25 protein-coding genes and 2 pseudogenes are annotated in these 26,795 nt (G+C 69.2%); 9 read left to right on the top strand and 18 right to left on the bottom strand.

Annotation, left to right across the window (positions count from 1 at the left end):
* Positions 1-4: 4 nt before the first annotated feature.
* The 4 genes from IEY84_RS05205 to IEY84_RS05190 are packed head-to-tail and all read right to left on the bottom strand — an operon-like array spanning position 5 to position 3,655.
* Complete coding sequence (locus IEY84_RS05205) at positions 5-991, bottom strand: glycine betaine ABC transporter substrate-binding protein (protein WP_183544902.1); 987 nt, start codon at positions 989-991, stop codon at positions 5-7.
* Positions 991-1,788, bottom strand: coding sequence for an ABC transporter permease (locus IEY84_RS05200; protein WP_183544904.1), 798 nt, complete (start codon positions 1,786-1,788; stop codon positions 991-993). The genes IEY84_RS05205 and IEY84_RS05200 overlap by 1 nt, the downstream gene beginning before the upstream one ends.
* Positions 1,785-3,014 (bottom strand): ABC transporter ATP-binding protein, encoded by a 1,230-nt coding sequence (locus IEY84_RS05195; protein WP_183544906.1) that lies wholly within the window; start codon positions 3,012-3,014, stop codon positions 1,785-1,787. The genes IEY84_RS05200 and IEY84_RS05195 overlap by 4 nt, the downstream gene beginning before the upstream one ends.
* Positions 3,014-3,655, bottom strand: coding sequence for an ABC transporter permease (locus tag IEY84_RS05190; protein WP_183544908.1), 642 nt, complete (start codon positions 3,653-3,655; stop codon positions 3,014-3,016). Before IEY84_RS05190 ends, IEY84_RS05195 begins: the two co-directional genes overlap by 1 nt.
* A 276-nt stretch (positions 3,656-3,931) precedes the next feature.
* Between IEY84_RS05190 and IEY84_RS05185 the strand changes: the two genes are divergently transcribed.
* Genes IEY84_RS05185 through phaZ form a run of 3 tightly spaced genes read left to right on the top strand, consistent with a single transcriptional unit; the run spans position 3,932 to position 7,955 of the window.
* Complete coding sequence (locus IEY84_RS05185) at positions 3,932-5,437, top strand: long-chain-fatty-acid--CoA ligase (protein ID WP_183544910.1); 1,506 nt, start codon at positions 3,932-3,934, stop codon at positions 5,435-5,437.
* A complete protein-coding gene (locus IEY84_RS05180; protein WP_183544912.1) occupies positions 5,434-7,125 on the top strand; it encodes a PHA/PHB synthase family protein in 1,692 nt (563 codons plus the stop codon). The genes IEY84_RS05185 and IEY84_RS05180 overlap by 4 nt, the downstream gene beginning before the upstream one ends.
* Before the next feature lie 5 nt (positions 7,126-7,130).
* Entirely contained in the window at positions 7,131-7,955 is an 825-nt protein-coding gene (phaZ, locus tag IEY84_RS05175) for a poly(3-hydroxyalkanoate) depolymerase (RefSeq protein ID WP_221208736.1), read from the top strand.
* On the opposite strand, the gene IEY84_RS05170 is transcribed toward phaZ, so the two are convergent.
* The gene (locus IEY84_RS05170; protein WP_183544916.1) at positions 7,946-8,569 is read right to left on the bottom strand and encodes a flavin reductase family protein; all 624 of its coding nucleotides are present in this window, start codon (positions 8,567-8,569) and stop codon (positions 7,946-7,948) included. The genes phaZ and IEY84_RS05170 overlap by 10 nt on opposite strands.
* A 116-nt stretch (positions 8,570-8,685) precedes the next feature.
* Between IEY84_RS05170 and IEY84_RS05165 the strand changes: the two genes are divergently transcribed.
* Positions 8,686-9,102, top strand: a complete 417-nt coding sequence (locus tag IEY84_RS05165; RefSeq protein WP_183544919.1) for a putative type II toxin-antitoxin system PemK/MazF family toxin — start codon at positions 8,686-8,688, stop codon at positions 9,100-9,102.
* 17 nt (positions 9,103-9,119) lie between these two features.
* Here the strand turns inward: IEY84_RS05165 and IEY84_RS26620 are convergent, their stop codons facing one another.
* From IEY84_RS26620 to IEY84_RS26610, 5 genes and pseudogenes are all read right to left on the bottom strand, one after another.
* Positions 9,120-9,281, bottom strand: a complete 162-nt coding sequence (locus tag IEY84_RS26620; protein ID WP_229788361.1) for an HNH endonuclease signature motif containing protein — start codon at positions 9,279-9,281, stop codon at positions 9,120-9,122.
* Positions 9,227-10,393, bottom strand: a complete 1,167-nt coding sequence (locus IEY84_RS05160) for a 13E12 repeat family protein (protein ID WP_229788360.1) — start codon at positions 10,391-10,393, stop codon at positions 9,227-9,229. The genes IEY84_RS26620 and IEY84_RS05160 overlap by 55 nt, the downstream gene beginning before the upstream one ends.
* Positions 10,394-10,926: 533 nt before the next feature.
* Positions 10,927-11,901 (bottom strand): hypothetical protein, encoded by a 975-nt coding sequence (locus IEY84_RS05155; RefSeq protein WP_183544921.1) that lies wholly within the window; start codon positions 11,899-11,901, stop codon positions 10,927-10,929.
* A 38-nt stretch (positions 11,902-11,939) separates the two neighbouring features.
* Positions 11,940-12,323 (bottom strand): DUF6508 domain-containing protein, encoded by a 384-nt coding sequence (locus tag IEY84_RS26615; protein ID WP_229788395.1) that lies wholly within the window; start codon positions 12,321-12,323, stop codon positions 11,940-11,942.
* A gap of 51 nt (positions 12,324-12,374) precedes the next feature.
* A pseudogene (locus tag IEY84_RS26610) lies at positions 12,375-12,872 on the bottom strand (O-acetyl-ADP-ribose deacetylase); the annotation flags it as partial.
* 139 nt (positions 12,873-13,011) lie between these two features.
* Between IEY84_RS26610 and IEY84_RS05145 the strand changes: the two are divergent.
* Both IEY84_RS05145 and IEY84_RS05140 read left to right on the top strand, forming a co-directional pair.
* Entirely contained in the window at positions 13,012-14,403 is a 1,392-nt protein-coding gene (locus IEY84_RS05145; RefSeq protein ID WP_183544925.1) for a purine-cytosine permease family protein, read from the top strand.
* A 276-nt stretch (positions 14,404-14,679) separates the two neighbouring features.
* The gene (locus IEY84_RS05140; protein ID WP_183544927.1) at positions 14,680-15,189 is read left to right on the top strand and encodes a DinB family protein; all 510 of its coding nucleotides are present in this window, start codon (positions 14,680-14,682) and stop codon (positions 15,187-15,189) included.
* 56 nt (positions 15,190-15,245) lie between these two features.
* Here the strand turns inward: IEY84_RS05140 and IEY84_RS05135 are convergent.
* The 6 genes and pseudogenes from IEY84_RS05135 to IEY84_RS05110 all read right to left on the bottom strand — a co-directional run.
* Positions 15,246-15,447, bottom strand: a pseudogene (locus IEY84_RS05135) (ISL3 family transposase); the annotation flags it as partial.
* Positions 15,448-15,617: 170 nt separating this feature from the next.
* Entirely contained in the window at positions 15,618-16,535 is a 918-nt protein-coding gene (locus IEY84_RS05130) for a LysR family transcriptional regulator (RefSeq protein ID WP_183544929.1), read from the bottom strand.
* 39 nt (positions 16,536-16,574) lie between these two features.
* Positions 16,575-18,014, bottom strand: coding sequence for an aspartate ammonia-lyase (locus tag IEY84_RS05125; protein WP_183544931.1), 1,440 nt, complete (start codon positions 18,012-18,014; stop codon positions 16,575-16,577).
* Positions 18,011-19,150, bottom strand: coding sequence for a M20 family metallopeptidase (locus IEY84_RS05120; protein ID WP_183544933.1), 1,140 nt, complete (start codon positions 19,148-19,150; stop codon positions 18,011-18,013). Before IEY84_RS05120 ends, IEY84_RS05125 begins: the two co-directional genes overlap by 4 nt.
* 4 nt (positions 19,151-19,154) lie before the next feature.
* Entirely contained in the window at positions 19,155-19,823 is a 669-nt protein-coding gene (locus IEY84_RS05115; protein ID WP_183544936.1) for a DUF1028 domain-containing protein, read from the bottom strand.
* Positions 19,820-20,266, bottom strand: a complete 447-nt coding sequence (locus IEY84_RS05110; RefSeq protein WP_183544938.1) for a RidA family protein — start codon at positions 20,264-20,266, stop codon at positions 19,820-19,822. Before IEY84_RS05110 ends, IEY84_RS05115 begins: the two co-directional genes overlap by 4 nt.
* 170 nt (positions 20,267-20,436) lie before the next feature.
* Between IEY84_RS05110 and IEY84_RS05105 the strand changes: the two genes are divergently transcribed.
* Positions 20,437-21,696: a flavin-containing monooxygenase gene (locus tag IEY84_RS05105; protein WP_183544939.1), complete on the top strand. Its 1,260-nt coding sequence runs from the start codon at positions 20,437-20,439 to the stop codon at positions 21,694-21,696.
* A complete protein-coding gene (locus IEY84_RS05100) occupies positions 21,696-22,814 on the top strand; it encodes a histone deacetylase-like amidohydrolase (protein ID WP_183544941.1) in 1,119 nt (372 codons plus the stop codon). The genes IEY84_RS05105 and IEY84_RS05100 overlap by 1 nt, the downstream gene beginning before the upstream one ends.
* A 4-nt stretch (positions 22,815-22,818) precedes the next feature.
* On the opposite strand, the gene IEY84_RS05095 is transcribed toward IEY84_RS05100, so the two are convergent.
* Positions 22,819-24,354 (bottom strand): GMC family oxidoreductase, encoded by a 1,536-nt coding sequence (locus IEY84_RS05095; RefSeq protein ID WP_183544943.1) that lies wholly within the window; start codon positions 24,352-24,354, stop codon positions 22,819-22,821.
* Entirely contained in the window at positions 24,351-25,763 is a 1,413-nt protein-coding gene (locus IEY84_RS05090) for a purine-cytosine permease family protein (protein ID WP_183544945.1), read from the bottom strand. The genes IEY84_RS05095 and IEY84_RS05090 overlap by 4 nt, the downstream gene beginning before the upstream one ends.
* Positions 25,764-25,965: 202 nt before the next feature.
* Between IEY84_RS05090 and IEY84_RS05085 the strand changes: the two genes are divergently transcribed.
* Positions 25,966-26,787, top strand: a complete 822-nt coding sequence (locus IEY84_RS05085) for a carbon-nitrogen hydrolase family protein (RefSeq protein WP_183544947.1) — start codon at positions 25,966-25,968, stop codon at positions 26,785-26,787.
* The last annotated feature ends 8 nt before the right edge of the window (positions 26,788-26,795 follow it).

Raw genomic sequence — 26,795 nt, 5'->3', positions numbered from 1 at the left:
GCCGTCAGCTGACGAAACCCTCCTGGCGCAGCCAGTCCCAGGCGACCTCGGCGGGGTCACGTCCCTCGACGTCGACCTCCGCGTTGAGCCCGGCGATCACCTCGTTGGTCAGCATCGCCGACACCGGCTCGAACAGCTTCTCGAGCTCGGGGTGCTTCTCGAGCAGCTGCTCGGGTAGGACCACGGCCGCGTTGTACTTCGGGAAGAAGCTGCGGTCGTCCTCGAGCGCCGTCAGGTCGAGCGCCTCGATCCGGCCGTCGGTGGTGAACACTTCGCCGAAGGTGCACTGTCCCTTGGCGGTCGCGTCGTAGATCGCGCCGGTCTGCAGCGTACGCAGGTTCTTCCTCGGGATCCCCTGGGGGCTGCCCAGCGGCAGGCCGTAGGTCTCGAGCATCCCCTCCAACCCGTCGGGCCGGTTGGTGAACTCCGACTCGACGCAGAACGTACGCTCCGCCGGCGGCACCTTGCTCATCTCCGAGAGCTTCGTGATGCCGTACTTCTTCGCGCTCTCCGCGCTGATCGCCATCGTGTAGGTGTTGTTCAACGGCGCGGGCGGAAGCCAGACCAGGTCGTTCTCACGCAGGTCGGCGTCACGGGTGGCGACATACTGCTTGCGCTCGTCCGGGATCGGCTTCGCGTTGTTGAGATAGGTCAGCCAGGCGGTGCCGGTGTATTCCCAGGTGATCTCCACCTGTCCGGCCAGCTGGGCCTCGCGGGCGGCCGCGCTGCCCGGGATGTTGGTGAGGTCCTGGACCTCGGCGCCGGCAGACTTGAGCAGGATCACCGTCATCTTGCCGAGCAGGATCTGCTCGGTGAAGTTCTTCGAGCCGACCGAGAAGCTGGCTCCTTCGAGGTCGATCCCTTCGACGGGACCCACCAGCGCACCGGACTTGGTGAGACCGCCTGCGGTGCCCAGGCCGATGCTGCACCCGGACAGGGCGACGGCGACGACCGCGGTGGTGATCGCCAGGGTGATTCGCTTGAGCCTCATCAGATCCCCTTCGGTCGCAGGACGGTCTCGAGCACTCGGCCCACCCACTCGATGAGGAGCGCCAGCAGTGCGATCAGCAGAGCCGCGGAGACCATGACCGGGAACCGGAAGAGGTTGATCCCCGAGGTCAGCGCGTCGCCGAGGCCGCCGGCGCCGATGAAGGTCACCAGCGCCGCGGTGCCGACGACGAGCACCAGCGCGGTGCGGATGCCGGCCATGATCACCGGCAGCGCGAGCGGGAGCTCGACGCGTAGTAGGACCTGCGGTGCCGACATCCCGATGCCCCGGCCCGCCTCCACCAAGGTCGGATCCACGCCCTGCAGCCCGGTGATGGTGTTGCGCAGCACCGGCAGCAGCCCGTAGATCACCAGCCCGAGCACGGCGGTCCAGAAGCCGAAGCCCAGCCAGATCGCGAGCAGCACGATCAGCCCGATCGAGGGCGCCGCCTGGCCGGCGTTGGCGACGGCGACGACAGCCGGGGCGATCGCCCTGGCCCGGCCACGGGTCAGCAGGATGCCCAGCGGCACCGCGATGAGGACCACGATCGCCGAGGAGACCAGGGTGATCACGATGTGTTCGCCAAGCTGCGACCAGATCGCCGGCCAGGCCAGCGCGGACTCCTCGATCGAGTCCAGCTCCGCCGTCTGGCGCCAGATCACGTAGCCGATGAACAGGGCGGCGACCATGATCGGCAGCACCATCAGCATGGCCGCGCTCTCGCCACCGGCAGGCCGGAGCCGGGAGCGGCGTACGGTCTTCTCTGGGGCGACGACGGTCGGGTCCAGGGTGGTGGTCATGCCTCGACCTGCCCGCGATCGGCTGCCGCTTCCTCGGCGGCCACCTCGCGGGCGACCGTCCGCTCCACCGTACGCATGTGGTCGGTGACGCTGTCGAAGAAGACCACCCCGAGATACTGGTCGCGGGCGTCGCAGACGATCCCGCCGCCGAAGCTCGAGGCGAGCATGACATCGAGGGCGTCGTTGAGGGTCGAGCGCTCGTCGAGGGTCACCAGCTTCTCGCGGTCCCCGTCCTGGATCGTCTCGTGGCGGGCGAGCTCCCGCAGGAACCGCCAGGCGACCGGTCGCCGCCGGGAGTCGAGGATCACGACGCTGCCGTCGCCGGCGGCCTTGGCCCGGGCGATCGCCTCCGCACCGGATCCGCCGACCGTGGCGGTGGTCGTCTCCTGGAGGTCGATGTCGCTGACCCGGGACAGGGTGAGCTGCTTGAGCGCCGCACCGGAGCCGACGAAGTCGTCGACGAAGTCGTTGGCGGGCGCGGCGAGGATCCGCTCGGGGGTGTCGTACTGCGCGATGTGCCCACCCTCCTGGAGGATCAGCACCCGGTCGCCGAGCTTGATCGCCTCGTCGATGTCGTGGGTGACCATGACGATCGTCTTGTGCAGCTCGCGCTGGATGCCGAGCAGCTCGTCCTGGAGCCGTTGCCGGGTGATCGGGTCGACCGCACCGAAGGGCTCGTCCATGAGGATCACGGGCGGATCGGCGGCGAGCCCGCGCGCCACGCCGACCCGCTGCTGCTGGCCGCCGGAGAGCTCACGTGGATAGCGGTCGCGGTAACGGCCGGGCTCGAGGCCGACCAGATCGAGCAGCTCGTCGACGCGCTCGGCGATCCGCGACTTGCTCCAGCCCAACAGCCTCGGCACGATCGCGATGTTGGTCGCGACCGTCATGTGCGGGAAGAGCGAGCCACCCTGGATGACGTAGCCGATGTGGCGGCGCAGCTCGTCGGAGCTGCGGCCCGAGATGTCCTCGCCACCGAGCCGGATCGTGCCGGAGGTGGGCTTGATCAGCCGGTTGATCATCTTCAGCGAGGTGGTCTTGCCGCATCCCGACGGCCCGACGAACATGACCATCTCGCCGGCCGGCACGGTCAGGCTCAGCGAGTCGACGGCGGCCGCCTTCTGTCCGGGATACCGCTTCGTCACCCCGTCGAGCTCGATCTCGATGCCGCTGACGTCGCTGAGGTCGCTGACCTCGTTGGGGGTGGGTGCAGGTGTGGTGGTCATCAGACTCGGATTCCCTTCGGAATGGTCACGCGCCCGACGAGCACGAGCAACAGGTCGAGGATCAACGCCAGCACGACGACGCCGAGCGTCCCGACCAGCGCGTAGTTGAGGGCGTTCTTGCCGCCGATCTGGGCAAGGCCGCTGAAGATGTAGCTCCCCAGCCCGGGCCCGAGGACGTACGCCGCGATCGCCGCGACGCCCATCGACATCTGCAGCGAGACCCGGATGCCGGCGAGGATCACGGGCCAGGCCAGCGGGAGGCGTACGCGGGCCATGACCGCGGCCTCCCCCATGCCCATGCCGCGAGCCGACTCGAGCAGCACCGGCTCGACCCCCTGGAGGCCGACGACCGCGTTGCGCAGGATCGGCAGCACAGCGTAGAAGCAGACACAGATGAAGGCGGTGGTGTTGCCGATGCCGGTGGCCGGCATCAGCAGCCCGACCAAGGCGAAGCCGGGGATGGTCAGACCGATCGCGCTGAGCATGTTGGTGACGCCGCTCAAGCGCGGGATCTTGGTGACTAACATCGCGATGAGAACGGCGATAAACGTGGCCGCGACGACCGCCAGCACCACGAGATAGACGTGTTGAAAACCGTCGTAAAGGATCTGTCTATGTCGTTCCTCGATGAAGTCCCACACGCCCTCAGAACACCTCCACGACCATTCGTCTTACGTTCGAAAATCCGGAACTACCCAACCACATCTTTACCCTCGCACTACGGGCGGGTCACCGGGACGCGGACATAACCGCAGGTCAGACGGCATAAATCGGATGACCTCGAGCGTGGGTTCATGACGAAAACTGTGCCCCAGCACACAATCCGCGGGAGAAAGTTCGTGCAGCCGACCGAAGCGGAAATGGGGCCGCGACGACATGCTGGACAGACCCGATCGTCCGTTAGCCCGAGGACCGCAATGAACATCGCACAGCTCTTCACCGACAAAGCCCAGGAGCAGCCGGAACGCACGGCGTTGAAGCTCGACGACCTCACGGTCAGCTATCAAGAGCTGGCGGATGCGAGCGCTCGGGTGGCCGGTCTGCTGGTGGCGCGCGGCCTCACTCCCGGCGACCGAGTCGGGGTCATGCTGCCCAACGTCCCCCAGTTCGCCGCGATCTATTACGGCATCCTCCGTGCCGGCGGTGTCGTCGTGCCGATGAACCCGCTGTTCAAGGCCCGCGAGGTGGCCTACTACCTCTCCGACTCCGGCGCCGAGCTGAACTTTGCCTGGCACGGCATGATCGCCGAGGCACAGGCCGGGGCCGAGCAGACCGGCACGGAGGTCATCGAGGTCGACCCGACGGGGTTCGCAGAGCTGCTCGCGAGCCACGAACCCAGCGACGCCGTGATCGACCGAGCGGCCGGCGACACCGCGGTGATCCTCTACACCTCGGGCACCACCGGAAGCCCCAAGGGGGCCGAGCTCACCCACGACAACCTGATCAGCAACATCGCGGTGACCCAGTCCGATCTGCTGCGGCTCACCAGCGACGACGTGGTCTTCGGCGGCCTCCCGCTCTTCCACGCGTTCGGACAGACGGTCACGCTGAACACCGCCATGTCCACCGGTGCCACCCTGTTGCTGCTCCCCCGTTTCGACCCCGCGACCGCGCTCGCGATGCTGGAGCGGGACCACGCCACCATGTTCGCCGGGGTCCCGACCATGTACGCCGCCCTCCTCGGCGTCCCGGACGCCCCCGAGCTTCCCGACCTCCGCATCTGCGTCTCCGGCGGAGCCGCCCTTCCGGTCGAGGTCCTGCATCGCTTCGAGAAGCAGTTCGGCTGTGAGGTGCTCGAGGGTTACGGACTCTCCGAGACCTCACCGGTCGCCTCGTTCAACCGCCCCGGAGGTGACCGGAAGGCCGGCTCGATCGGTCGGCCGGTGTCCGGGGTCGAGATGCGCGCGGTCGGCAACGATGGGCAGGAGGTCGCGACGGGCGAGGTCGGGGAGCTGGCGATCCGTGGTCACAACGTGATGAAGGGCTACTGGAACAAGCCCGATGCCACCCGAGCGGTGCTGGCCGAGGACGGCTGGTTCCGGACCGGGGACCTGGGACGCGTCAACGAGGACGGGTTCTTCTTCGTGGTCGACCGGTTGAAGGACCTGGTGATCCGCGGTGGTTTCAACATCTACCCGCGCGAGATCGAGGAGGTGTTCTACGAGCACCCCGAGGTCGCCGAGGCCGCCGTGATCGGCATCCCGCACCCGGACCTCGGCGAAGAGGTCGGCGCCGCGGTCTCCCTGCGTGCGGGGGCGACCGTCACCGGCCCCGAGCTCCAGGACTTCGTGAAGCAGCAGGTCGCTGCGTACAAGTACCCGCGTCAGGTCTGGATCCTCGACGCGCTGCCAAAGGGACCGACCGGGAAGATCCTGAAGCGCGAGATCATCGCGCCGGCGAGCGCAGACACGGCAGCGGGATGAGCACGACCGAGAACACCCGGCTCGCCGACACCTCGGCGCCGCTCGACGTGCTGCTGGTCGACGCCGCCCTCGGCCCGATACGCCGTCTCGTACCTGACCGCTCGACAGCCAAGTGGGCCGCCTCGCTGGTCCGCAAGCCGCGCACCACCGTACGCAGGTTGGGAGGTCTCGGCGCCGAGACCCTCCGGATAGTGACCGGCGGATCCGACGTCGCCCCGCGGCGCGGAGACCGGCGGTTCGCGGACACCGGCTGGACCGAGAACCCGCTGCTCAGGCGGCTCATGCAGCTCTATCTCGCCGGGGGCGACACGCTCGAGAAGCTGGTCGCCGACGCCGACCTAGACAGCCGTGACCGGGAGCGGGTGCGGTTCCTCGTCGAGAACCTGGTCGAGGCCGGCTCGCCGAGCAACGTACCTCTGGTGAACCCGGCATCTGCCAAGGCCGTCATCGACACCGCTGGCCTCAGCCTGGCGCGCGGCGCGCGGCAGCTGGTCAAGGATCTCGCCAGCGCACCGCGGATCCCCGAGATGGTGGAGACCTCCGGGTTCACCCTCGGCGAGAACATCGCAGGCACCCCTGGGGCGGTGGTGTTCCGCAACGACGTCCTGGAGCTGATCCAGTACGAGCCGCAGTGCGACGAGGTCTATGACGTACCCGTCTTGATCGTCCCGCCGACGATCAACAAGTTCTACGCCATCGATCTCGCTCCCGGGCGCAGCCTGGTGGAGTACAGCGTCCAGCAGCACCGGCAGATGTTCGTCATCTCCTGGCGAAACCCGGACCTCCGTCACGCCGACTGGGGCTTCGACACCTATGTGGCGTCCATCCTGGAGGCGCTCGATGCGGTCGAGGAGATCACCGGCAGCGCTCGAACGGCGCTCGCAGGCATCTGCTCCGGGGGGATCCTGGCGAGCATCGTGGCGGCCTACCTGGCCGGCATCGGCCGGCAGGACCGGCTGGCCGGCGTCCTGCTGGCGGTGACCGTGATCGACAACCGAGGCGCCGGCACCATCTCCGCGCTGGCCGACCCGCGGATCGCCGAGCAGGCGAAGGCCCGCTCCGCTCGCAAGGGCTACCTCGACGGCCGATCCCTGGCCGAGGTCTTCGCGTGGCTACGGCCCAACGACCTGATCTGGAGCTATTGGGTCAACAACTACCTGCTCGGGAAGCGTCCGCCGGCCTTCGACATCCTGTTCTGGAACGCCGACACCACCCGGATGACGGCAGCGTTGCACCACGACTTCGTCGACCTGGCCATGGAGAACCAGCTCACCGAGCCCGGCGGCCTGTCGGTGCTCGGGGTGCCGATCGACCTCGGCCAGGTGAGCGTCGACTCCTACATCGTGGCCGGCGTCGCCGACCACATCACCCCATGGGAGAACTGCTATCGGACGACGCAGCTGTTCGGCGGCGAGACCCGGTTCGTGCTCTCGACCAGCGGCCACATCGCGGCCCTGGTGAACCCACCGGGCAACCCCAAGGCCAGCTTCCACACCAACGACGAGCACGGCCCTGACTCTCGGACCTGGCTCAAGGGTGCCGAGACCCACGAAGGCAGCTGGTGGCCCGACGTCTCCCGCTGGCTCGACGAGCGGAGCGGGGAGCTGAAGCCGGCCCCGAAGGAGCTCGGTTCGATCCGCCTGCAGCCGCTGGCCGAGGCCCCCGGCACCTACGTCTTCGACAAATGAGTGCCGTGGCGTCGACGAGGCTGCGCCACGTCAGCATGCTCGGTCAGCGGATCCGCGTCGGGGTGCGACCGGGGACCGGCTCCGGTCCCCCGCTGGTCCTGTGCAACGGGATCGGTGCCAGTCTCGACCTCCTGCAACCCTTCGTCGATCGCGTGGACCCGCGCATCGAGGTCGTCTCCTTCGACGTGCCCGGCGTGGGAGGATCGCCGACACCTCGGATCCCGTACAGCTTCGCGTCCCTCGCCTGGTTCCTCACCAGGTTGCTGGACCGCCTGGGCTACGAGCGGTTCGATGTCCTCGGCATCTCCTGGGGCGGCGGCCTGGCTCAGCAGGTGGCGTTCCAGAACCCGCGCCGGTGTCGTCGGCTCGTCCTGGCCGCCACGGCGACGGGTGCGTTGATGGTGCCTGCGCACCCGCGGGTCCTCGCCAAGATGCTCACCCCGCAGCGCTACCTGGACCCTGACTACGCCCGGTCGATCGCCGCCGAGCTGTACGGCGGCAGGATGCGCGAGGAACCGGACCTTGCCGCCAGACTGCTGCACGACCAGTCCCGGATCGGCTCACGCCGCGGGTATCTGCTGCAGCTCCTTGCCGGTGCGGGGTGGTCGAGCCTCCCCGGGCTGCCTCTCGTGCGCCAGCCGACGCTGATCCTCGCCGGCCGCGACGACCCGATCATCCCGCTGGTCAACGCCCGGATCCTGCGTCTCCTTCTCCCCGACGCGACGCTGCACGTCTACGACGACGGCCACCTGGGCCTGGTGACCGCCGCCGACGAGCTCGGCCCGCTGGTCTCCGGCTTCCTTCTGACCGATCGACCCGGTCAGCGGTAGAGCTCCTCGTCGATGCTCGCCAACCGGGACGGGTGGACACGATCACCGAGGCCGTAGAAGTGCTGAAAGCTCATCACCAAGGGTCTCCAGCGGTCCGGGTCGATCCGGTTGGGGTGGCCCTCGAGGCGTAGCTCGGGCATGACTCGGACCGCACTCACCGCGACCTCCACAGCGACGAGCTTCGGTTCCCGCAGCTCGTGGAGCGCCGCAACCGTTCCCTCGATGTGCACCGGGCACTCCGCGACCGACGTAGGCAGGACCGTGTCGGACCCGTACGCGGTGAGCCCGGCATGCCCATACTTGTCGGCCACGTGCACATATCCGCGTGCGGCCTTGCCCGCCGACATCGCCGCGTTGCCCGTCGTCAGCGCGAGCCGGTCGACCTCGGTCACCAGGTCGACGCTGGGCAGGTTGATGACGATCTCAGGCCGATCCGTCAGGTTGAGCGCCGTCTGCGACGAAGCACCGATCCCGAGAACCGCCGTACGCCCCAGCCAGAAGACCGACGACATCGGCATCAAGTTGGTCGTGCCGTCCTGGTTCAGCGTCGAAAGCACCGCCACGGGCGTGCCGAAGTAGAGGATGGCCGGATCGATGTCGACATGCGTGTCCATGACTCGAAACTAGGGCGCTCCTCCAGCGACGTCCGGCGGGAATCCGACGCAGCGTTCACGGCCAGCGGGCAGGGTCTACGCTGTGACCGGCCTGCCGTCCTAGGTCAGGAGGACCTGTGCAACGTGGCGAAGTCTGGTGGGTGGAGCTCGACGAGCGGCGGCTGTTCGTCCTGCTGTCGGGAGACAACGCGTCCGGGATCCAGGTGATGCAGGTCGTCGCCCCTGCGGGTGTCGACATGGCCGGCCTGGGCATCGAGGTGGCGATAGGCGCCGATGAAGGGCTGCCCTTCGAAGGCGTGCTTCGGTTCGCTTTCCCGCGCTCGGGATCCACCCCTTGTACGTGGCTGACCACCCTGTCCCGCGACGACCTGATCGAGCGAGCCGCCACCGTGTCCTCCGCGAAACTCAGCGAGATCGACAAAGCCCTCCGACTTGCTGCACAGGCGACGGAGCCCACCGCGGCGACGAGCGCGAAGCTCAGCGAGATAAGGGACAACCTCCGTCTCCGCGGGTTCGGATCGGTCGAGAACTAGCAGACGCAGACTTTCGCTCAGCGCCGTCGGGTGAACCGGATGGTGCCGTCGGGCAGGCGCTCATGTGTGAATCCCGGGGCGTGCGCCAGCCGGTGATGATGCGGGCACAACAGGACCCCGTCGTTCAGGTCCGTTCTTCCGCCGGCGGCCCAGGGGTTGAGGTGGTGGGCTCGCACCATTCCGGGGGCATGTCGCAGCCCTCGGCTTGGCAGCACTTCTGCTGTAACCGCATGGCTTTGCGTTGGATGGGTTGGAAGAACCTGCTCTCCCTGCCGGCGTCGAGGACCACGCTGTCACCGCCCAGGACCCAGGGGATGATGGTGGCGTCGCACGCCATCCGACGCGCTTCGGCGGCGGTGATGGTGGTGCCGTTGGTCTCGTCGAACCCTAGGGTCGCGGTCCCGAGCTCTTTGCGGAGGTTCTCGAGGGAGATCACCACGTTGACCACGGTCGCGTCGCCGCCATGGAGGGGCAGCGCAGACGGGTCGATGGTCTCCAACAGCCGAGCGAAGCCCTGGCCCATCAACCGTTCCCACGGAGGCAGCGGAGCACCCTTCTCCACCAGTTGTTGTTTGCGGGGCTGTGCCCAGGCCTCGACCTGCCGTTTGAACCGCATCCCGATCGCGGTCGGCAGCACACCGTCGAACCCGATGGTGCCGTCGTGGTTGTCCCAGACCCGTAGCGCGGTCTTCTGCTGGGCACGTTCTTCCTCGGCCAGGAGTGCTTTGGCCTCGGCATCCTCGAACCGGACAGGGTCGACCTCGACCAGGATCCGTTTGCCCACGATCCGCAGCTCGTTGGCGGTCATCTGGGTGGCGTACTCGACCAGCAGCTTCTCCGCCAGGACCAGGTCCTCGCCGGTGGCGATGGGATCGGTCTTGATCTTGTCGAGTGCCTTGGTGATCACCTTGGCCTTGGCCTGGGAGACGACACCCTCAGCCAAGCCGGCAGCGACCAGCTCATACCGAGCCACGGCAACAGCGAGCTTGATCTGCGACCGAGCCGCGCCCTTGTCGACCAACAGCTCGGCCCGCATCCAGGCCGAGGCGTCCTTGTCACCGGTCTCAGCAGCAATGTCACCAGAGGAAGCCAGGACCCGCAGCCTCAACGCGGCCTGCTGGGCTTGGAGTTTCTCGACCCGGGCCAGGAAGTCCTTCTTCTGGCTGGTGCGCCAATAGTCCGGGTCCATCGCAAGCAACCCAGCAAGGGAGGTTTCGATGGCGTCAAGAGCCGCTCCGATCGCATCAGCGGGGTTGGTGCCCCAGTGATCGATGCTGCCGTCCAGCCTCATCGCCACCCCCTCCCTTCCGAGTGTTCGAAGGCGTGTCGTGATGGGTCTGATTCTACCCTTCGCAAACCCAGGAATCCATCTATTTTCCCAGGTCAACCACCTTTTCGCGGTCAGCGAACGAGCATCAGACCTGTGGACGTTAAGTGGCCCGAAGGGCCACCCTTCCGCCCCGAAAACAGCACCGCTCCGAAGCATGATTCCGCTGCGCCACACCCGGGCCGCCGCCCCGATAGCCAGCCAAATATTTTCTCGACGGGCCCCGGTGTCAAGGACCGCGGTAGCGGCCGGCGAAGCCGGCGGCCGAAGGCCGTCCTTTACTCCGGGGTTCGTCGAGAAGACCGTAGAACTCGGGTCGGCGGCCCACACCAGCCAAGAAGAAACCCTGCCGGCAGGGAGGGGTCGACAAGCTCGACCACCGGTGGCCAGACGATCCGGCAGGGAACCGTGTTGGTCTCGACACGCCTCCGCCTAGCGGCTCCGGCGGCTCGACCAGCGGGGCAAAAAGGGGGTCACGACAAGCTCGACCACCGACATCAGGAGACCCCACAACCAACATCGCCAGCAACCTCCGCAACCATTGCCCGAAGATCACCCCCAGAGACCGGCCGATCCGAAACCCCGGCGGCACCGATGCTCACGACCACGCCACCGCCCGCGACCTCCGGCCCCAGATCACATGCCCAGAACGCCCTCCCGGCGGGGCCACCAGCATCGACGTACGCCTGCCCACCGGCGAGCGCGAAGGAGTCCTCGGCCGCCCTGATCCGCCGGTGCTCGTCCTCCCAGTCGTTCTGCTCGACCGATACCGCGGCGACGATGCTTCCGACGTCCCCGTCGACGCTGTCGGTGACCAAGGAACAGACCCAGCTCATCTGATCACCGAGCGGCAGGGGATCGGGGTCTGCCCCGCGGAGGAGCTTCGTCCCGAGCACCGACACGACCCTCGTGGTGCTCATGCCGCATGCGGTCGGATCTGCCCACGCCTCGAACGGCCCGTCCAGCGGGTCGGCGTCACAGCCGGCGGCGTACTCGACTGCCGCTCTGAGCACCTTCCCGAAAGCCTGCTCTGACCCATCGACCTCGGAGGACGCCCACACCGAGATGGCTGACAGGCCCGGCCAGTAGCGCGAGCACATCCAGGTGCCCTCGAGGCTGTCATCGACGCGCCCGTATCCGCCACGGCCGCCGTTGAAGCTGATCCGGTGAGGGCTCGACTCGACCGTTCGGAGTCGCCTCGGCCAGCTCGACTCGTCGTCCGTGTGCAGCATGAACTCGACTTCGCCGTTCTCCGACCCGGGCCCACCGATGACTGCTGAGCAGCGTCGCCCGAACCCGTAGCTCTCCACGAACCGGTCCGTACCGAACAGGTCCTCGACGAGCGCCGACCGGATGCCGCACACGGTGGCCTTCTCATAGTGCGGCGTCAAGCCGCTCTGCCACTTCCAGACACCAGCAGCCGCCATCGCCAGCAGCACGATCACAACACCGGCGACGACACGAGTGCGCATGAGTTCACTTCCGATCCCGAGACAAAGGCCGTGGCCCGTCAGCGTTCAGTCTCGCACCAGGTACGCAGCCGCGCGATGATCGCATCCACCGTGCCGTCCTGGACGGCACGACCGAAGACGCCGTCGTTGAACCGCTCGCCGCGAACACAGACGGTCGCGAGGCGAGCGGCATCGGCGACCGGCGCGCCGGCCAGGCGGCTGGGGTCGCGGACGAGCGGGTTGCCTCGCATCCATTTCATCCAGTCGATGCCGGCGCCGGGAAGCGAACGGTAGAGCTGACGGACCCGGTCGCTGTAGACCGGATACGGCATCTGGATCGCACCGCTCTCCGTCTTCTGGCCGCCGCCCCAGGCGAAGTCGCGGTCGTCGGCGGTGAGCCCGTCGGCGGCCTCGAAGACGTCTCGCCACCTCTCCTCCGGCACCTTCCGCAGCTCGGCCTCGACCTCCTCGTCGGACGGATCGAGGGCTTCGCGGGCACGGTCGAAGGCGGCGTACGCCTCCTGGTCGAAGAGCACCAGCCGCACCTCCTCGGCGTCCGTCGGTGTGCGGGCGAGCGTCCACAGCGAGATGTACGCAGCCTCGTCGAGCGGGTAGCGGTAAACGCCGGTCGAGATCGCCGGGAACGCCACCGTCCGAGCCCCCAGCTCGTCGGCGACTCGAAGCGACTCCCGAAAGCACGACGCCAGCAGGGCGGCATTGTCCTGGCCGTCTGTGTAGACCGGGCCGACCGTGTGGATCACCCACCGCGCCGGAAGCTTGCCGGCGGTCGTCGCCACCGCCTGACCGACCGGCAGACCGCCGCCGAGATGCCCGGCGCGCACGCGCCGGCACTCTTCGAGGATCGCCGGACCACCCCGCCGATGGATCGCCCCGTCCACCCCTCCCCCGCCCAGGAGCGAGGAGTTGGCGGCGTTCACGACGGCGTCGACCTGCTGCTCGGTGATGTCCCCGCGTACGACCGTGATCCTCACCCCGACAATCTATCCGGGCCACCTGACCCGAGGGAGTCATCGGTATTGCCGATGCTCTAGCCCAAAAGGATTCGTTTGCCAGAGGAACATTCCGGTCACGACCATGGTGGGGCGCCTCACACCTTTGGAGAAACGAAACATGCCAGACCAGCCAGTCGTCGAGAAGCACACCATCGGCTACGTCCCACCCGAGGACCGCCATGGCAAGGTGCGCGACCTGTTCACCCTGTGGTTCGGGACGAACATCGCTCCCCTGCCCGTCGTCACGGGTGCCGCCGGCGTCACCGTCTTCGGCCTCGACCTTTTCTGGTGCGTCGTCGCGATCGTGGTCGGCCACCTCGTGGGCGGCGTGTTCATGGCGCTGCACTCGGCACAGGGCCCGCAGATGGGCATCCCGCAGATGATCCAGAGCCGCGGCCAGTTCGGCTCCTACGGGGCGCTGATCGTCGTCGTGATCGCGGCCGTGATGTACCTGGCGTTCTTCGCCTCCAACATCGTCCTCGCCGGCCAGTCCCTGCACGGGATCGCCGAGCCGATCCCGGTCGGGGCGGGCATCGTCATCGGTGCGCTCGGCTCCGGCCTGATCGCGGTGATCGGCTACAAGGTGATCCACTCGCTCAACAAGGTCGCCACCTGGGTGCTCGGCATCGCCATCGTGCTCGGCACGGTCGCGATCTTCGTCGCCGGTGTGCCCGCGGGCTTCTGGACGCAGGGTGAGTACACCACCGCCGGCTTCCTCGCGACCGTGTCGCTCGGCGCGCTGTGGCAGATCGCCTTCGCTCCGTACGTCTCGGACTACTCCCGCTACCTGCCGGCGAGCGTCGGGGTGAAGGCGACCTTCACCGCCACCTACCTCGGCTGCACCCTCGGCTCGATCCTGCCGTTCACCTTCGGTGCCATCGTCGCGCTGGCGATGACACCCGGCGTCGAGGTCATGACCGGGGTCCGCGACACCACCGGGGCGTTCGGCACCCCGCTGCTCGTGCTCTTCCTGCTCTCGGTGATCAGCCACAACGCGCTCAACCTCTACGGCACGGTGCTCTCGATCATCACCTGCGTGCAGACGTTCGTCGCCAGCTGGATCCCGACCGCTCGCAGCCGCGTGGTGCTCTCGCTGGTCGTCATGGCCGCCTCGACGTACTTCGCCATCGGTGTCTCGAGCAACTTCATCTCGTACTTCGTCGACATCGTGCTCGCGCTGCTCGTCGTGCTGGTCCCGTGGACCGCGATCAACCTGATCGACTTCTACCTGATCCACCGCGGCAACTACGACCTCGACTCGATCTTCGCGGCCGACGGCGGTATCTACGGCCGCTTCAACGGCCAGGCGATCCTCGCCTACGTGATCGGCATCCTCGTCCAGATCCCGTTCATGGCGACGCCGCTCTACACCGGGCCGGTCGCGGACAAGCTCAACGGCGCCGACCTGAGCTGGATCCTGGGCCTGGTCGTCACGGCGCCCGTCTACTACCTGCTCACGCGCGGTCGCACGCTCGCACCGAGCGAGATGGCGCTCGCCTCGCACGCCTGAACCACCGCCGAGTCGGCTCATCCTGACGGCATTCCGGCTCTTCACAATCGAGGGTGTAGTTGGGATCGGAAGCCGCCAGCCGGGTTCGGTCGGGCTCACTGTAGGCGGCGATCATCCGCTGGTAGATGCCCCAGGTGGCTTCGACCTCGACGTGGGCGTCGGCCGCGAACAGCTCCGTCAGCCGGTGCTGCCGACCGGACTACACCCTCAACTGCGACTGCGAAGAGCCCAAAATAGCCCCGGTGCGAGGGGCGGCCCGCGTGCTACGTTCGGGCCATGCCTAGACCCGGTGAGATCCTCGGCAGCGTGGTCGCCGCCAGCGAGCGCGAGCAGCTGGAGACGTTCCTGGATTACCTGCGCGACGCCGTCGTGCGCAAGGCCCGTGGGGTGTCGGAGGAGGACGCCCGGCGCAGCCCGGTGCCGACCGGCACCAACCTCGGCGGCCTGATCAAACACCTGCGATGGGTGGAACTGGGTGGGTTCGCCGAGCAGATCGGGCAGCTCCCCGCCGCGGAGCTGCCCACGCCGCCGTGGACCGACGCAGACCCGGAGGCCGACTTGCGGCTGGAGCCGGACGAGAAGCTCGACGACGTCATCGCCGCCTACCAGGCGGAGTGCGACCGCTCCCGCGAGATCGCCGCCCAGCACAGCCTCGACTACGCGGTCACCACACCGCGGGGCAGGGAGCTGACGTGGATGTACCTGCACGTGATCGTGGAGACCGCCCGGCACGCCGGCCACGCGGACATCCTGCGCGAGATGATCGACGGCAGCGTCGGCGACTGACTGACGGCTCGCGGCGCGTCGTCGGTCCGTGTTCCCGGGTCGTCGGAGGCGGCGTTACAACGGTATCGGCGGAGGCTGACCTCCAACACCGTGGGCAGCCACCCGAACGGCTCGTGCGCCAACCACCGGACCACCGTGTCCCTGGCCGCGCCCTGGCATCCGCAGCGGCGACACCATCTGTCGGGCTCGACAACCCGGCCCCCGGAGAATCGCCCGATCGGGCTCCAACCGCTGCCCGAGCACTTCGAGCTCGAGATCATAGTCACCCCCATCCTCGGGAGACCTCGACCCCTACTCGGCCACCGAAGCGCCGCCGCGCGCTACACCCTCAACTGCGAAGAGCTGGCAATCCCTGCCGAGTCGGCGGGTCATGACGCGCCGACTCGGCGGGGTTCGCTGTCAGTTCAGGCCGACTCGACGGGGGATGCTCAGCGGCCTTCCCGCCGTCGTGCTGCGCGGCCCGAGGAGCGGACGAACGCCTGCGCGCGGGCGGTGAGGCGTACGCCCTTCATCGAGGCCAGCACGACCTCGAGCGGCTCGATCGGATCGCTGATCTCGAGGGTCACGACCTGAGCACCGTCGTACGTCGTGTCGCTGGCCGGGCGCTGGTTGAGGACCGACCACCCCTGACCGTTCGCGACCATCGCCCGGACCGTCTCGAAGCCGGCGCTGCGGTGGCGGATCTCGGGGCGGAAGCCAGCCGACTCGATGAGGCTCTCGAAGTAATGGCCGCTGTGCGGCAGGTCCAGCAGCACCATCGGCTCCTCCTCGAGCTCGGCGAGCGCGACCTTCTTGCGGCGGGCCAGCCGGTGGCCCTTGCCGACGAGGACGTACGGAGCGGCGAGTCCGACCCGGACGTGGTCGATGTCGTCGTCGAGGTCGTAGCCGTACAGGAGCGCCAGCTCGCAGCGGCCCGAGCGCAGCGCCTGCTTGAGCGCCGCGTGCTCGTCCTCGACGACGGAGACGTGGATGCCGGGATGATCCTGCTCGCAGGCGGCCAGGAGTCGCGGCAGCTCGAAGGGGCCAAGCGTGGCGAAGCAGCCGATGGCGAGGTCGCCGACGAGCGCCTGCCCGGCGGAACGCGCGACCTCGACCAGCTCGTTGGTGTGCACCAGATAGCTGCGCAGCTCGCGGTAGAACTCCTCGCCTGCCGAGGTGAGCGTCAGGCCGCGGGCGTGGTGGCGCAGCAGCAGCTGGACGCCCAGCTCCTTCTCCAGCTGCGCCACCGCCGTGGAGACGGCCGACTGCGAGACCACGAGCTGCCGCGACGCGGCGGTCATGCTGCCCAGCTCCGCGGCCGCGGCGAAGTAGCGCAGCTGGGTCAGGGTGAAGGACGGCTCGGCCATGCGAGTCATCTTGCCCGAACCACGAGGCTGCGCGATCTCTTACTCCCGTGTCGCGACGTTGGGGCCGGGCACGTCGAGGTTCGCGAGCGTCTCGGGCCGCAGCAGGGCGTCGAGCACAACCGGGTCGATGACGCCGGTGGCCAGGGCCAGATCCCGAACCGCGCCCTCGCCGCTGAGCGCGGCCTTGGCGATCTCCGCGGACCTCGCGTAGCCGAGCAGCGGGGTCAGTGCGGTCGCGAGGCCGGCGTTGGTGGCGGCCGCGGCCGCGAGCGCGGCTGCGTCGACGGTGATCCCGTCCACGCACATCTCACGCAGCGAGTCGAAGGCCGCCGCGGTCCAGCCGAACCCCTGGAGCAGGCCGTGGCCCATGACCGGCTCGAACGCGTTGAGCTGGAGCTGGCCGCCCTCGGCCGCCATGGTGACGGTGAGGTCGTTGCCGATCACCCAGAAGGCGACCTGGTTGACCATCTCCGGGATGACCGGGTTGACCTTGCCGGGCATGATGCTCGACCCGGCCTGGCGGGCTGGGAGCCGGAGCTCGCCGAGGCCGGCCTGAGGACCGGAGCTGAGCAGCCGCAGGTCGTTGCAGATCTTGGAGGCCTTGACGACGATCCGCTTCAGCACGCTGGAGACCTGCACGAAGGCGCCGGTGTCGCTGGTCGCCTCCACGAGGTCACCGGCGCCGATGACCGGCAGGCCAGTGATCTCGGCGAGGTGCTGGACGGCGAGCCGTCGGTAGTCGGGGTGGGCGGTGATCCCGGTGCCGATCGCGGTGGCCCCGAGGTTGATCTCGCACAGCAGCATGCGTGAGTCGGCCAGCCGAGCCAGCTCCTCGCGCAGCGTGGTGGCGAAGGCGCCGAGCTCCTGGCCGACCGTCATCGGGACGGCGTCCTGGAGCTGCGTACGGCCGATCTTGGGGACGGCGCGGAACTCGGCCGCCTTGCGGGCGAACGAGTCGGCGAGGGCCGCGGTCGCCTCGGCCAGGCGGTCGATCGCGCCGACCAGGGCGAGGCGCACTGCGGTCGGGTAGACGTCGTTGGTCGACTGGCAGCGGTTCACGTGGTCCAGGGGATGGATCTCGTCGTAGCTGCCGAACGGCAGACCGAGGATCTCCAGGGCACGGTTGGCGACGACCTCGTTGGCGTTCATGTTGGTCGAGGTCCCGGCGCCACCCTGGATCACGTCGACGACGAACTGGTCGTCGAGGGCGCCGTCGCGGACCTCCTGCGCGGCGGCGGCGATCGCGTCGTACCTGCGGTCGTCGAGCAGACCGAGATCGTGGTTTGCGCGGGCGGCCGCGAGCTTGACCGCGCCGAGTGCCGCGACGAGCGAGCGGTGGGTCCCGACCGTGGTGCCGCTGATGGGGAAATTCCGCAGCGCGCGGGCGGTGTGCACGCCCCAGTACGCCGTCGCGGGGACCTCGAACGCGCCGAGCGAATCGTGTTCCGTGCGGGTGGGCGGGGCGTCGAGGGTGGTCATCGTGCCGTCGCCTCCTCGGCCACGTCGAGCGCGGTCCATGCCAGCGCGGTCGCGGCGTCGAGGATCGCCTTCTCGGCGTCCCCGCCGACGCAGTGCGCGGCGAACTCGGGCTGGTGGTTGAGGGCGGTCCCGGAGTTGATGCCGACGTAGGGGTGGATCGCGTTCACGACCTGGGAGACGTTGCCCATGTCGGTGGAGGCGCGGTTCATCCGGCGGGCAGGCGTGCCCGGGTCGAAGACCCGACCGATCTCCTCGGCATTGCGCCGGTACGCCGCCAGCGCGGGCGCGAAGGTGCGGAACTCGGCGTACGGCTTGCTCTCCGGTTCGACGGTGAGCTTCGCGCCGGTGGCGAGCGCGCCGGCCTCGAAGCAGCGCCAGACCTTCTCCTCGGTCTCGGCGAGCTGGGCGAGGCTCTCGGCGCGGACGTACCAGCGGCCCTCGGTCCGCGCGGGGATGGCGTTGGGCGCCTCTCCCCCGTTGGTCATCACGCCGTGCACGCGCACTGTCGGCGGCAGCTGCTGGCGGAGCAGGCCGATCGCGACCTGGGCGATGGTGAAGGCGTCGGCGGCGTTGACGCCTTGCTCGGGATAGGCCGCCGCGTGGGCCGCCTTGCCGCGGTACTCGACGTGCGAGTGGGAGACCGCGAACGGCTCGGCCTCGGCGACGTCGACGGGAGCGGGGTGGGCCATCATGGCCAGGTCCAGGCCGGCGAAGGCGCCGCGCTCGAGCAGCTCGATCTTGCCGCCACCGCCCTCCTCGGCGGGGGTGCCGTAGACCTCGATGGTGAGCCCCGCGGCGTCGGCCAGCGGGGCGAGCGCGCGGGCGGCGCCGACGGTGATCGCGGAGATCAGGTTGTGGCCGCAGGCATGACCGAGGCCGGGGAGCGCGTCGTACTCCGCGCAGAGGCCGAGGCGGAACGGGCCGTTGCCGAAGGTCGCCAGGAACGCGGTCTCCAGGCCGAGGTAGGCCGGGGTGACGGTGAACCCTGCCTCCTCGAGCGACTCCGCGACCCAGCGCGAGGAGCTGTGCTCCTCCCAGGCGGTCTCGGGGTTGGCGTGCAGTTGCTCGGAGAGCCGGACGAGGCGCTCGGCGTCGCTGCCGACGGTGGTCGCGGCGTACTGCTTCGAGGTGGTCATCGACTCACTCGTCCCCGGGCACGCCGTAGGACGGTGCCGTGGTGGGGTCGAGGCCGCGGGTGACGTAGTCGTCGCGCTGCGGCATCCAGACCTTCAGCAGGTCGCGGAGGTCCTCGACCGGGTGGTCGCTCCAGTCGACCCGCAGGTCGGTGACCCGCCAGGCGACGTCGCTTACGACCGAGAGGCCGGCCGAGTGCAGTGGTCCGGCCTCGCCGCCGGCTGCCAGTCCGGCCTCGAGGGCGGCCAGCAGCCGCTCCTCCAGATCCCCGGTCGCGGACTCGAAGCCGGCGACGACGGCGTCGACGACCTCGGTGCCGGCCAGCAGGTTGCCGGCGGCGACGACCTGGGGCGCGACGGCGTGGTGGTGGACGCCGAGCGACCCCGATCCGCTGTACGCCGCGCCGGCGCCGTCGAGGCCGAGCACGGTCAGCTGGCGGTGGTCGATGTGCTCGCGACCCTGGGTGACCGAGGCGAGCGCCGCCCGGGCATCGAGGCCCGAAGCGAGCGCTTCGAGCAGCTCGGTGCCCAGCCGCGGGTCGGTGATGTTCTGCGACGAGGCGCCGCCGACTCCGGGACGCAGGTGGATGCAGCGCGCGGCGACGGCCGGGCTGGAGGAGGTGACGGCGATGCCGACGGCGCCGTTGCCGTCGGTGGCGAGGACGGAGAAGGTCACTTGGCCACCTCGGGGATGACCGCGATCGCGTCGACCTCGACCAGCCACTCCGGGCGGGCCAGGGCCGAGATCACGATGCCGGTGGAGATCGGGTGCACGCCCTTCGTCCAGCGGCCGATCGTCCGGTAGACCGTCTCGCGGTAGCGCGGGTCGACGATGTAGATGGTGAGCTTGACCAAGTGCTCCATCTCGGCACCGGACTCCTCGAGCAGCATCTTGATGTTGGCCATCGCCTGCTCGGTCTGCGCCTCGACGTCGCCGATGCCGACCGACTCGCTGGTGTCCAGGTCCTGCCCGATCTGGCCGCGTACGTAGACGGTGTTGCCCGCGACGACGGCCTGGCACAGGTCGTTGTCGAGGTTCTGCTCGGGATAGGTGACGCTGGTGTTGAACGGGCGGATCCGGGTGTGTCCGCCGACGACGATGCTCTTGTTGGTCTCCACGAAGACCAGTCCACCTCGTCGCAGAGCATGTGTCCAACAGATGTTTCCAAGGACTATCGTCAATGAATCAGATGCAATGGCCGTCGGCGAGCTCTGCATCGATCGATCCGATGGATAAGGCCAACAACATCTGTTGGACACGAGCAACGAGGCGGCTCAGGATTTCGGGTATGTCCAACGAACAGATCGAGGTCCTCGTCGTCGGCGCCGGCCAGGCCGGCGTGGCGATGAGCGAGCACCTGAGCGACAACGGCGTACCCCACCTCGTGCTGGAGCGTGACCGGATCGCCGAGCGCTGGCGCACGATGCGCTGGGACTCGCTCGTCGCGAACGGCCCGGCCTGGCACGACCGATTCCCGGGCCTGGAGTTCCAGGACGTCGACGCGGACGCGTTCGCGACCAAGGACCAGGTCGCGGCCTATTTCGAGGCGTACGCCGAGAAGATCGCCGCTCCGGTCAGGACCGGCGTCGAGGTCACCTCGGTGACCCGCAACGAGGGCCGGCCGGGCTTCCGGGTCGAGACCTCCGAGGGCGTGATCGACGCGCGGTTCGTCGTGGCCGCGACCGGCCCGTTCCAGCGGCCGGTCTACCCGCCGATCGTCCCCGACGGCGCGGTCACCCTGCAGATGCACTCGAGCGACTACCGCAACCCCGACCAGCTTCCCGAGGGCAACGTCCTCGTCGTCGGCGCCGGCTCCTCCGGTGTCCAGATCGCCGACGAGCTGCAGCGCTCCGGCCGCCAGGTCCACCTCTCGGTCGGCCCGCACGACCGTCCCCCGCGCAGCTACCGCGGCCGCGACTTCTGCTGGTGGCTCGGCGTCCTCGGCCTGTGGGACCTGGAGACCCCGGCCGCCGGCGCGGAGCACGTCACGATCGCCGTCAGCGGCGCACGCGGCGGCCACACCATCGACTTCCGCGCCCTCGAGGCGAGCGGGATCCAGCTCGTCGGCATGACGGACACCTACGACGGCGGCACGCTCAGCTTCCGCGAGGACCTGGCCGAGAACATCGCCCAGGGCGACGCCAACTACCTCGCCCTCCTCGACGCCGCCGACGAGTACGTCACCCGCAACGGCATCGACCTGCCCGAGGAGCCCTCGGCCCGTGAGCTCGGCCCCGCCCCTTCAGCTGCGACCACACCCCTGCGGTCCGTCGACATGGCCGAGGCAGGCATCACCACGGTGATCTGGGCGACCGGCTTCGCGACCGACTACGGCTGGCTCCAGGTCGACGCGCTCGACGAGAACGGCCGCCCGGCCCACCGCCGCGGCGTCTCCACCGAGCCCGGCGTCTACTTCGTCGGTCTCCCCTGGCTATCCCGCCGCGGCTCGAGCTTCATCTGGGGCGTGTGGCACGACGCCAAGCACGTCGCCGGCCACATCGCGACCCAGCGCAGCTATGCGGCGTACGACCGACAGGCGCGTGCGTGATGACAGCCGCGGGGACGGCTTTCTACCACGACGAACGCTGCCTGTGGCACAGCACCGGTGAGGCCGTTCTGTTCCTGCCGGTCGGTGGGTGGCTCCAGCCGCTCGCGACCGGCGGCCACCCCGAGTCACCGGAGTCGAAGCGCCGGTTCAAGTCGTTGCTCGACGTCTCCGGTCTGACCGAGCGGCTCGATGTGTTCAGCGCGGAGCCGGCGACGCGCGAGGACCTGTTGCGCGTGCACCCGGCGGCGTACCTGGACCGGTTCGAGGAGCTCAGCGCGGGCCGGGGTGGCGAGATCGGCGCCGAGGCCCTGTTCTCGCACGGCGGCTTCGAGATCGCCTCCCTCTCCGCCGGCCTCGCCAAGCGCGCGGTCTCCGACGTGGTGACCGGCCGCTACCGCAACGCCTACGCGCTCTCCCGCCCGCCGGGCCATCACGCCCTGCCCGAGGAGGGCCTGGGGTTCTGCCTGCTGGCCAACATCGCGATCGCCGTCGAGGCGGCCAAGGCCACGCACGGTCTCGGCCGCGTCGCGATCATCGACTGGGACGTGCACCACGGCAACGGCACGGAGGCGGTCTACTACGAGCGCGACGACGTCCTGACCGTCTCGATCCACCAGGAGAACTGCTTCCCTGTCGACACCGGCGCGACCACCGACCGCGGCCGCGGCGCCGGGCTCGGCTTCAACCTCAACGTGCCGCTGCCCCCGGGCTCGGGCCACGAGACCTACCTGGCCGCGATGCGCGACATCGTCCTGCCCGCGGTCCGCGACTTCGCGCCCGAGCTGATCGTCATCGCCAGCGGCCTCGACGCCAACATGGTCGATCCGCTGGCCCGCCAGCTGCTCTACGCCGACAGCTTCCGCCAGATGACCGCGCTGGTCATGGAGCTCGCCGACGAGGTCTGCGGCGGCCGCGTGGTCGCCGTCCACGAGGGCGGGTACGCCGAGTCCGAGGTGCCCTTCTGCGGCCTCGCGATCGTCGAGACGCTGTCCGGGATCCGCACCGAGGTCGTCGATCCGTTCGAGGAGACCTTCATCGCCCAGCAGCCGTCCGCGAGGACGCTCTCGCACCAGCTCGCCATCGTCGCCGAGCTGGCCGAGGAACTGCGCGGAGCCTGAGCGGTCAGCGCGCGCCGCGGATCAGGTCCGCGGCGCGCTCGGCCACCATCATGACCGTGACGACCGGGTTGGTGGCGACCAACTGCGGGAACACCGAGGCGTCCACGACGCGCAGGCCCTCCACGCCGCGCACCCGCAGCGACGGGTCGAGCACTGCCAGCGGGTCCTCGTCCGCGCCGATCGCGCAGGTCCCGCTGACGTGGTAGACGGTCTGGTGCGTGGCCCGGGCGACCTCGCTGATCTGCTCGTCGGTCTGCACGTCCGGGCCCGGGAAGACCTCGCGTACGAGCCGTGATGCGAAGGGCTCGGCCTCGGCGATCCGCCGGGCCAGACGTACGCCCGCCACGAGAACGGCCTCGTCCCGGCCCTCGGGATCGGTGAAGTAGCGGTAGTCGATCGACGGCGCCGCGTCCGGGTCGGCCGAGGTGATCCAGACGCGGCCGCGTGAGGCGGGCCGTGCCACGTTCGGCGCGATCGAGACGATGCGCTCGGGCAGCCGGGCGCCGTACGCCTCGGCGTGGACGGCCCACGGCTCGACCGGGAAGTGCATGAGGACGTCGGGGCGGTTGTCGGGCTCCATGACGCTGACCAGCGCACCGGCGTCCCAGCCGCTCGCGCAGGTCGCCGGCGGCGACTCCTTCAGCTCCCAGACGACCAGGCCCTCGGCGTGGTCCATGAGGTTCTCCCCCACGCCGGGCAGGTCGAGGACCACCGGCACGCCGGCCTCCTCGAGGGCCGCGCGGGGACCGATGCCGGAGAGCTGCAGCAGCCGGGGCGTGTCGATCGCCCCGCAGCACAGGATCACCTCGCGCCGCGCGGTGAAGTCGATCAGCTCGCCGTCGACCCGAGCCCGTACGCCGGTGGCCACCCCGTCGACGACGTCGACGCGCTCCACCCGGGTCCCGAGGACGACCCGCAGGTTCGCGCGCGCCGCGCGGGCGGGGTGCAGGTAGTGGATGGACGTCGAGGAGCGGACGTTCCCCTCGGGCGTGTAGCCGACCTCGAAGAAGCCGGCACCCTCGGCGCGCTTATCGAGGCGGCCGTCGTTCCAGGCGTCCTGGAGCGGGATGTCCAGCGCCGTCGCCGCGGCGGCGACCATGTCGGCCACCATCGGGTTGCGGTCCTGCTCGGCCACCGGCTGGATCGGGGTCTGCAACCGGTCGTAGTAGGGCTGGACGGCCTCCGGGGACCACCCGGCGGCTCCACGCTCGACCCACTCGTCGAGGTCGGCGGCGAGCGTACGCCACGAGATCATCGTGTTGCCGTCGGAGCAGCCGCCGAGGATCCGCAGGCGGGCCTGGCGGATCGCCGAGTTGCCTCGCTCCTGCTCGACGCTGCGGTAGTCGAGGTCGTACTCGCCCTCGAGCATCTCCGCCCAGCGCCGCAGCTCGCGGGCGCGGGGCTCGTGCTCGTCGTCCGGGCCCCACTCGAGGAGCCCGACGGTGACGTCGGGGTCCTCGCTCAGGCGGGCGGCGAGCAGGCTGCCGGAGGTGCCTCCGCCGACGATCAGGTAGTCATAGGTCGTGCTCTCGGCGCTCATGCGACGCCGCCCGCCTCGACCACCTGACGGTGGCCGGTGAAGCGAGTGAAGCGCTTCATCAGGAACAGGTAGAGCGGGCTGATCACGGCCAGGCCGACGATCCAGGAGATGTCGACGCCGCCGAGCTTCTCGGCGAACGGCCCGACGTACATCGCGGTGCTCAGGAACGGGATCTGGACCAGGATGCCGAGGAAGTAGCAGGCGACCGCGATCAGGTTGAACCGGCCGTAGCGGCCGCCGTCGCGCTCGAAGAGCGAGTCGATGTCGTACTCGCCGTGCTTGAGCACGTAGTAGTCGACCAGGTTGACCGCGGTCCACGGCACCAGCACGCAGAGCAGCAGGAGCATGAAGTTGGTGAAGTTGACCAGGAAGTTGTCCTTGCCGACGAGGGCCATCACCACCGCACCGGCGAACAGGACCGCGGAGACGACCGCCCGCGCCGAGGCACCGGGGACCCACCTCGGGAAGATCGTCTGGCCGACGGTGATCGTGGACAGCGCGCCGCAGTAGAGGTTCATCGCGTTGGTGCAGGCGATGCCGATGCCGAAGACGGCGATGATCGGGCCACCGACGCCGGTGGTCAGGTCCTGCAGCCCGGTGACCGTGTCGGCCTCGGGCAGCGCGGCACCGACGATGGCGCCGAGGAGCATCGGGAACAGCGAGCCGAGGACGGCACCTGCGTACGTCGCCCAGAAGGCCGGGCGCACGCCCGTGTCACGCGGCATGTAGCGGGTGTAGTCGGAGACGTACGGCGCGTAGGCGATCTGCCACAGCGCAGCAAGAGAGATCGTGCCCATGAAGCCGACCATGGTGGCGCCGTCGGTGTGGAACGTGCCGGCGGGCAGCTCGTGGATGCCGATCATCCAGACGAACGCGAGGATCAGGACGAGGCCCGAGACCAGGCTCATCAAGCCGGTCAGCGCGTGGATCATCCGGTATCCGACCACCGCGCCGACCACGCTGACCAGGCCGATCACGATGATCGAGACGGTCTCGTCGAGCCCGAACAGGCTGGAGACCGCCTGGCCGCCGAGGACCATGTTGGAGGCGAAGAAGCCGACGTACATGAAGATCACCAGGACGACGACCAGCAGGCTTCCGTACGAGCCGAACTGCGCCCGGGTCTGTAGCATCTGCGGGACGCCCATCTGCGGGCCCTGCGCGGCGTGCAGCGCCATCACCACGCCGCCGATCGCGTGGCCGATGACGAGCGCGACGGCCGCGGCCCAGACCGGCAGGCCGTAGACGGCGGTCGCGACCACACCGGTGGCCACCGTCAGCAGCATGATGTTGGAGCCGAACCAGATCGTGAACAGGTCTCGAGCACGCCCGTGCCGTTCGGTCACGGGGATGTGGTCGATCGTGCGCTTCTCGACCGTCATGGTGGCCTCGACCGCGTCTTGCTGCATCGAAATGTCCTTCCTGGGACGCCGGCTCCGGGGTGGGGCCCGAGACCCGTGATCCAGATCACGGTAGGCCCACACCGCCGTCGCCGACCAACACCGGTTTTCGTTGCTCTGCATCGGCAAATCAGATCCCGAGGCTCGTTGACATCGCCTCGGCCGCGGCCTGTGATGAGGGGTTCACCCACTTCTTCAGGAGGCACCCCTCATGCAGGACCGCGTCACGATCGGGTTGGTCCAGTGGCACGCCGCGCCCGGCGCTTCGGCCACCAACCTCGACAGAGCGATGGAGCTGATCGCCGAGGCCGCCGACCTGGGCGCTGACCTGGTCGTCCTCCCGGAGCTGTGGGCCAGCGGCTACGACGCCTCGCGGCTGGGCGAGATCGTCACAGAGGCGGCCGAGCCGGTGCCCGGCCCGCGCAGCGAACGGCTCGCGGAGGCCGCGCGCACGCAGGGCATCTGGCTGTTCGCCGGGTCGGTTCCCGAGCTGGCCGACGGGGCTACGTACAACACGACGGTGGTGTACGACCCAGCCGGGGAGATCGTTGCTCGGCACCACAAGGCACACCTTTACCGCGCCACCGCCGAGGACGCCGTCTTCACCCCAGGCTCCGAGGCGACGGTCCTCGACACCGAGCCGTTCGGCAACGTCGGGATGGCGATCTGTTTCGACGGCGACCACCCGGGCTACGCCCGCGCGCTGCGCGACCGCGGCGCCCGACTGGTGGTGATGCCCGCCGCCTATGAAACCGGCGCCGAGAGCTGGTGGGATCTGCTGCACCCGGCCAACGCCCTCGCCAACGGCCAGTGGTGGATCACCGTCAACCAGGCCGGCGGTGACGGCGAGGCGGCCATGTTCGGCCGCAGCCGGGTGATCGCACCCGACGGCACCGTCGTCTGCGAGGCGCCCCGCCACGACTCCGGCGGCCCGGCCGTCGTCACCTGCACCATCGATCTCGCCGCTGGGATCGCCGACGCGGACCTTCACGGCGGTGTCATCTGGACCGACGCTCGCCCCGAGATCTACTGACCCTGACA

It is taken from the genome of Nocardioides albus (assembly GCF_014648255.1).
GTDB lineage: Bacteria > Actinomycetota > Actinomycetes > Propionibacteriales > Nocardioidaceae > Nocardioides > Nocardioides albus.
The sequence above is the reverse complement of the archived record's forward strand: the minus strand, read 5'-3'. Positions and strand labels throughout refer to the sequence as shown.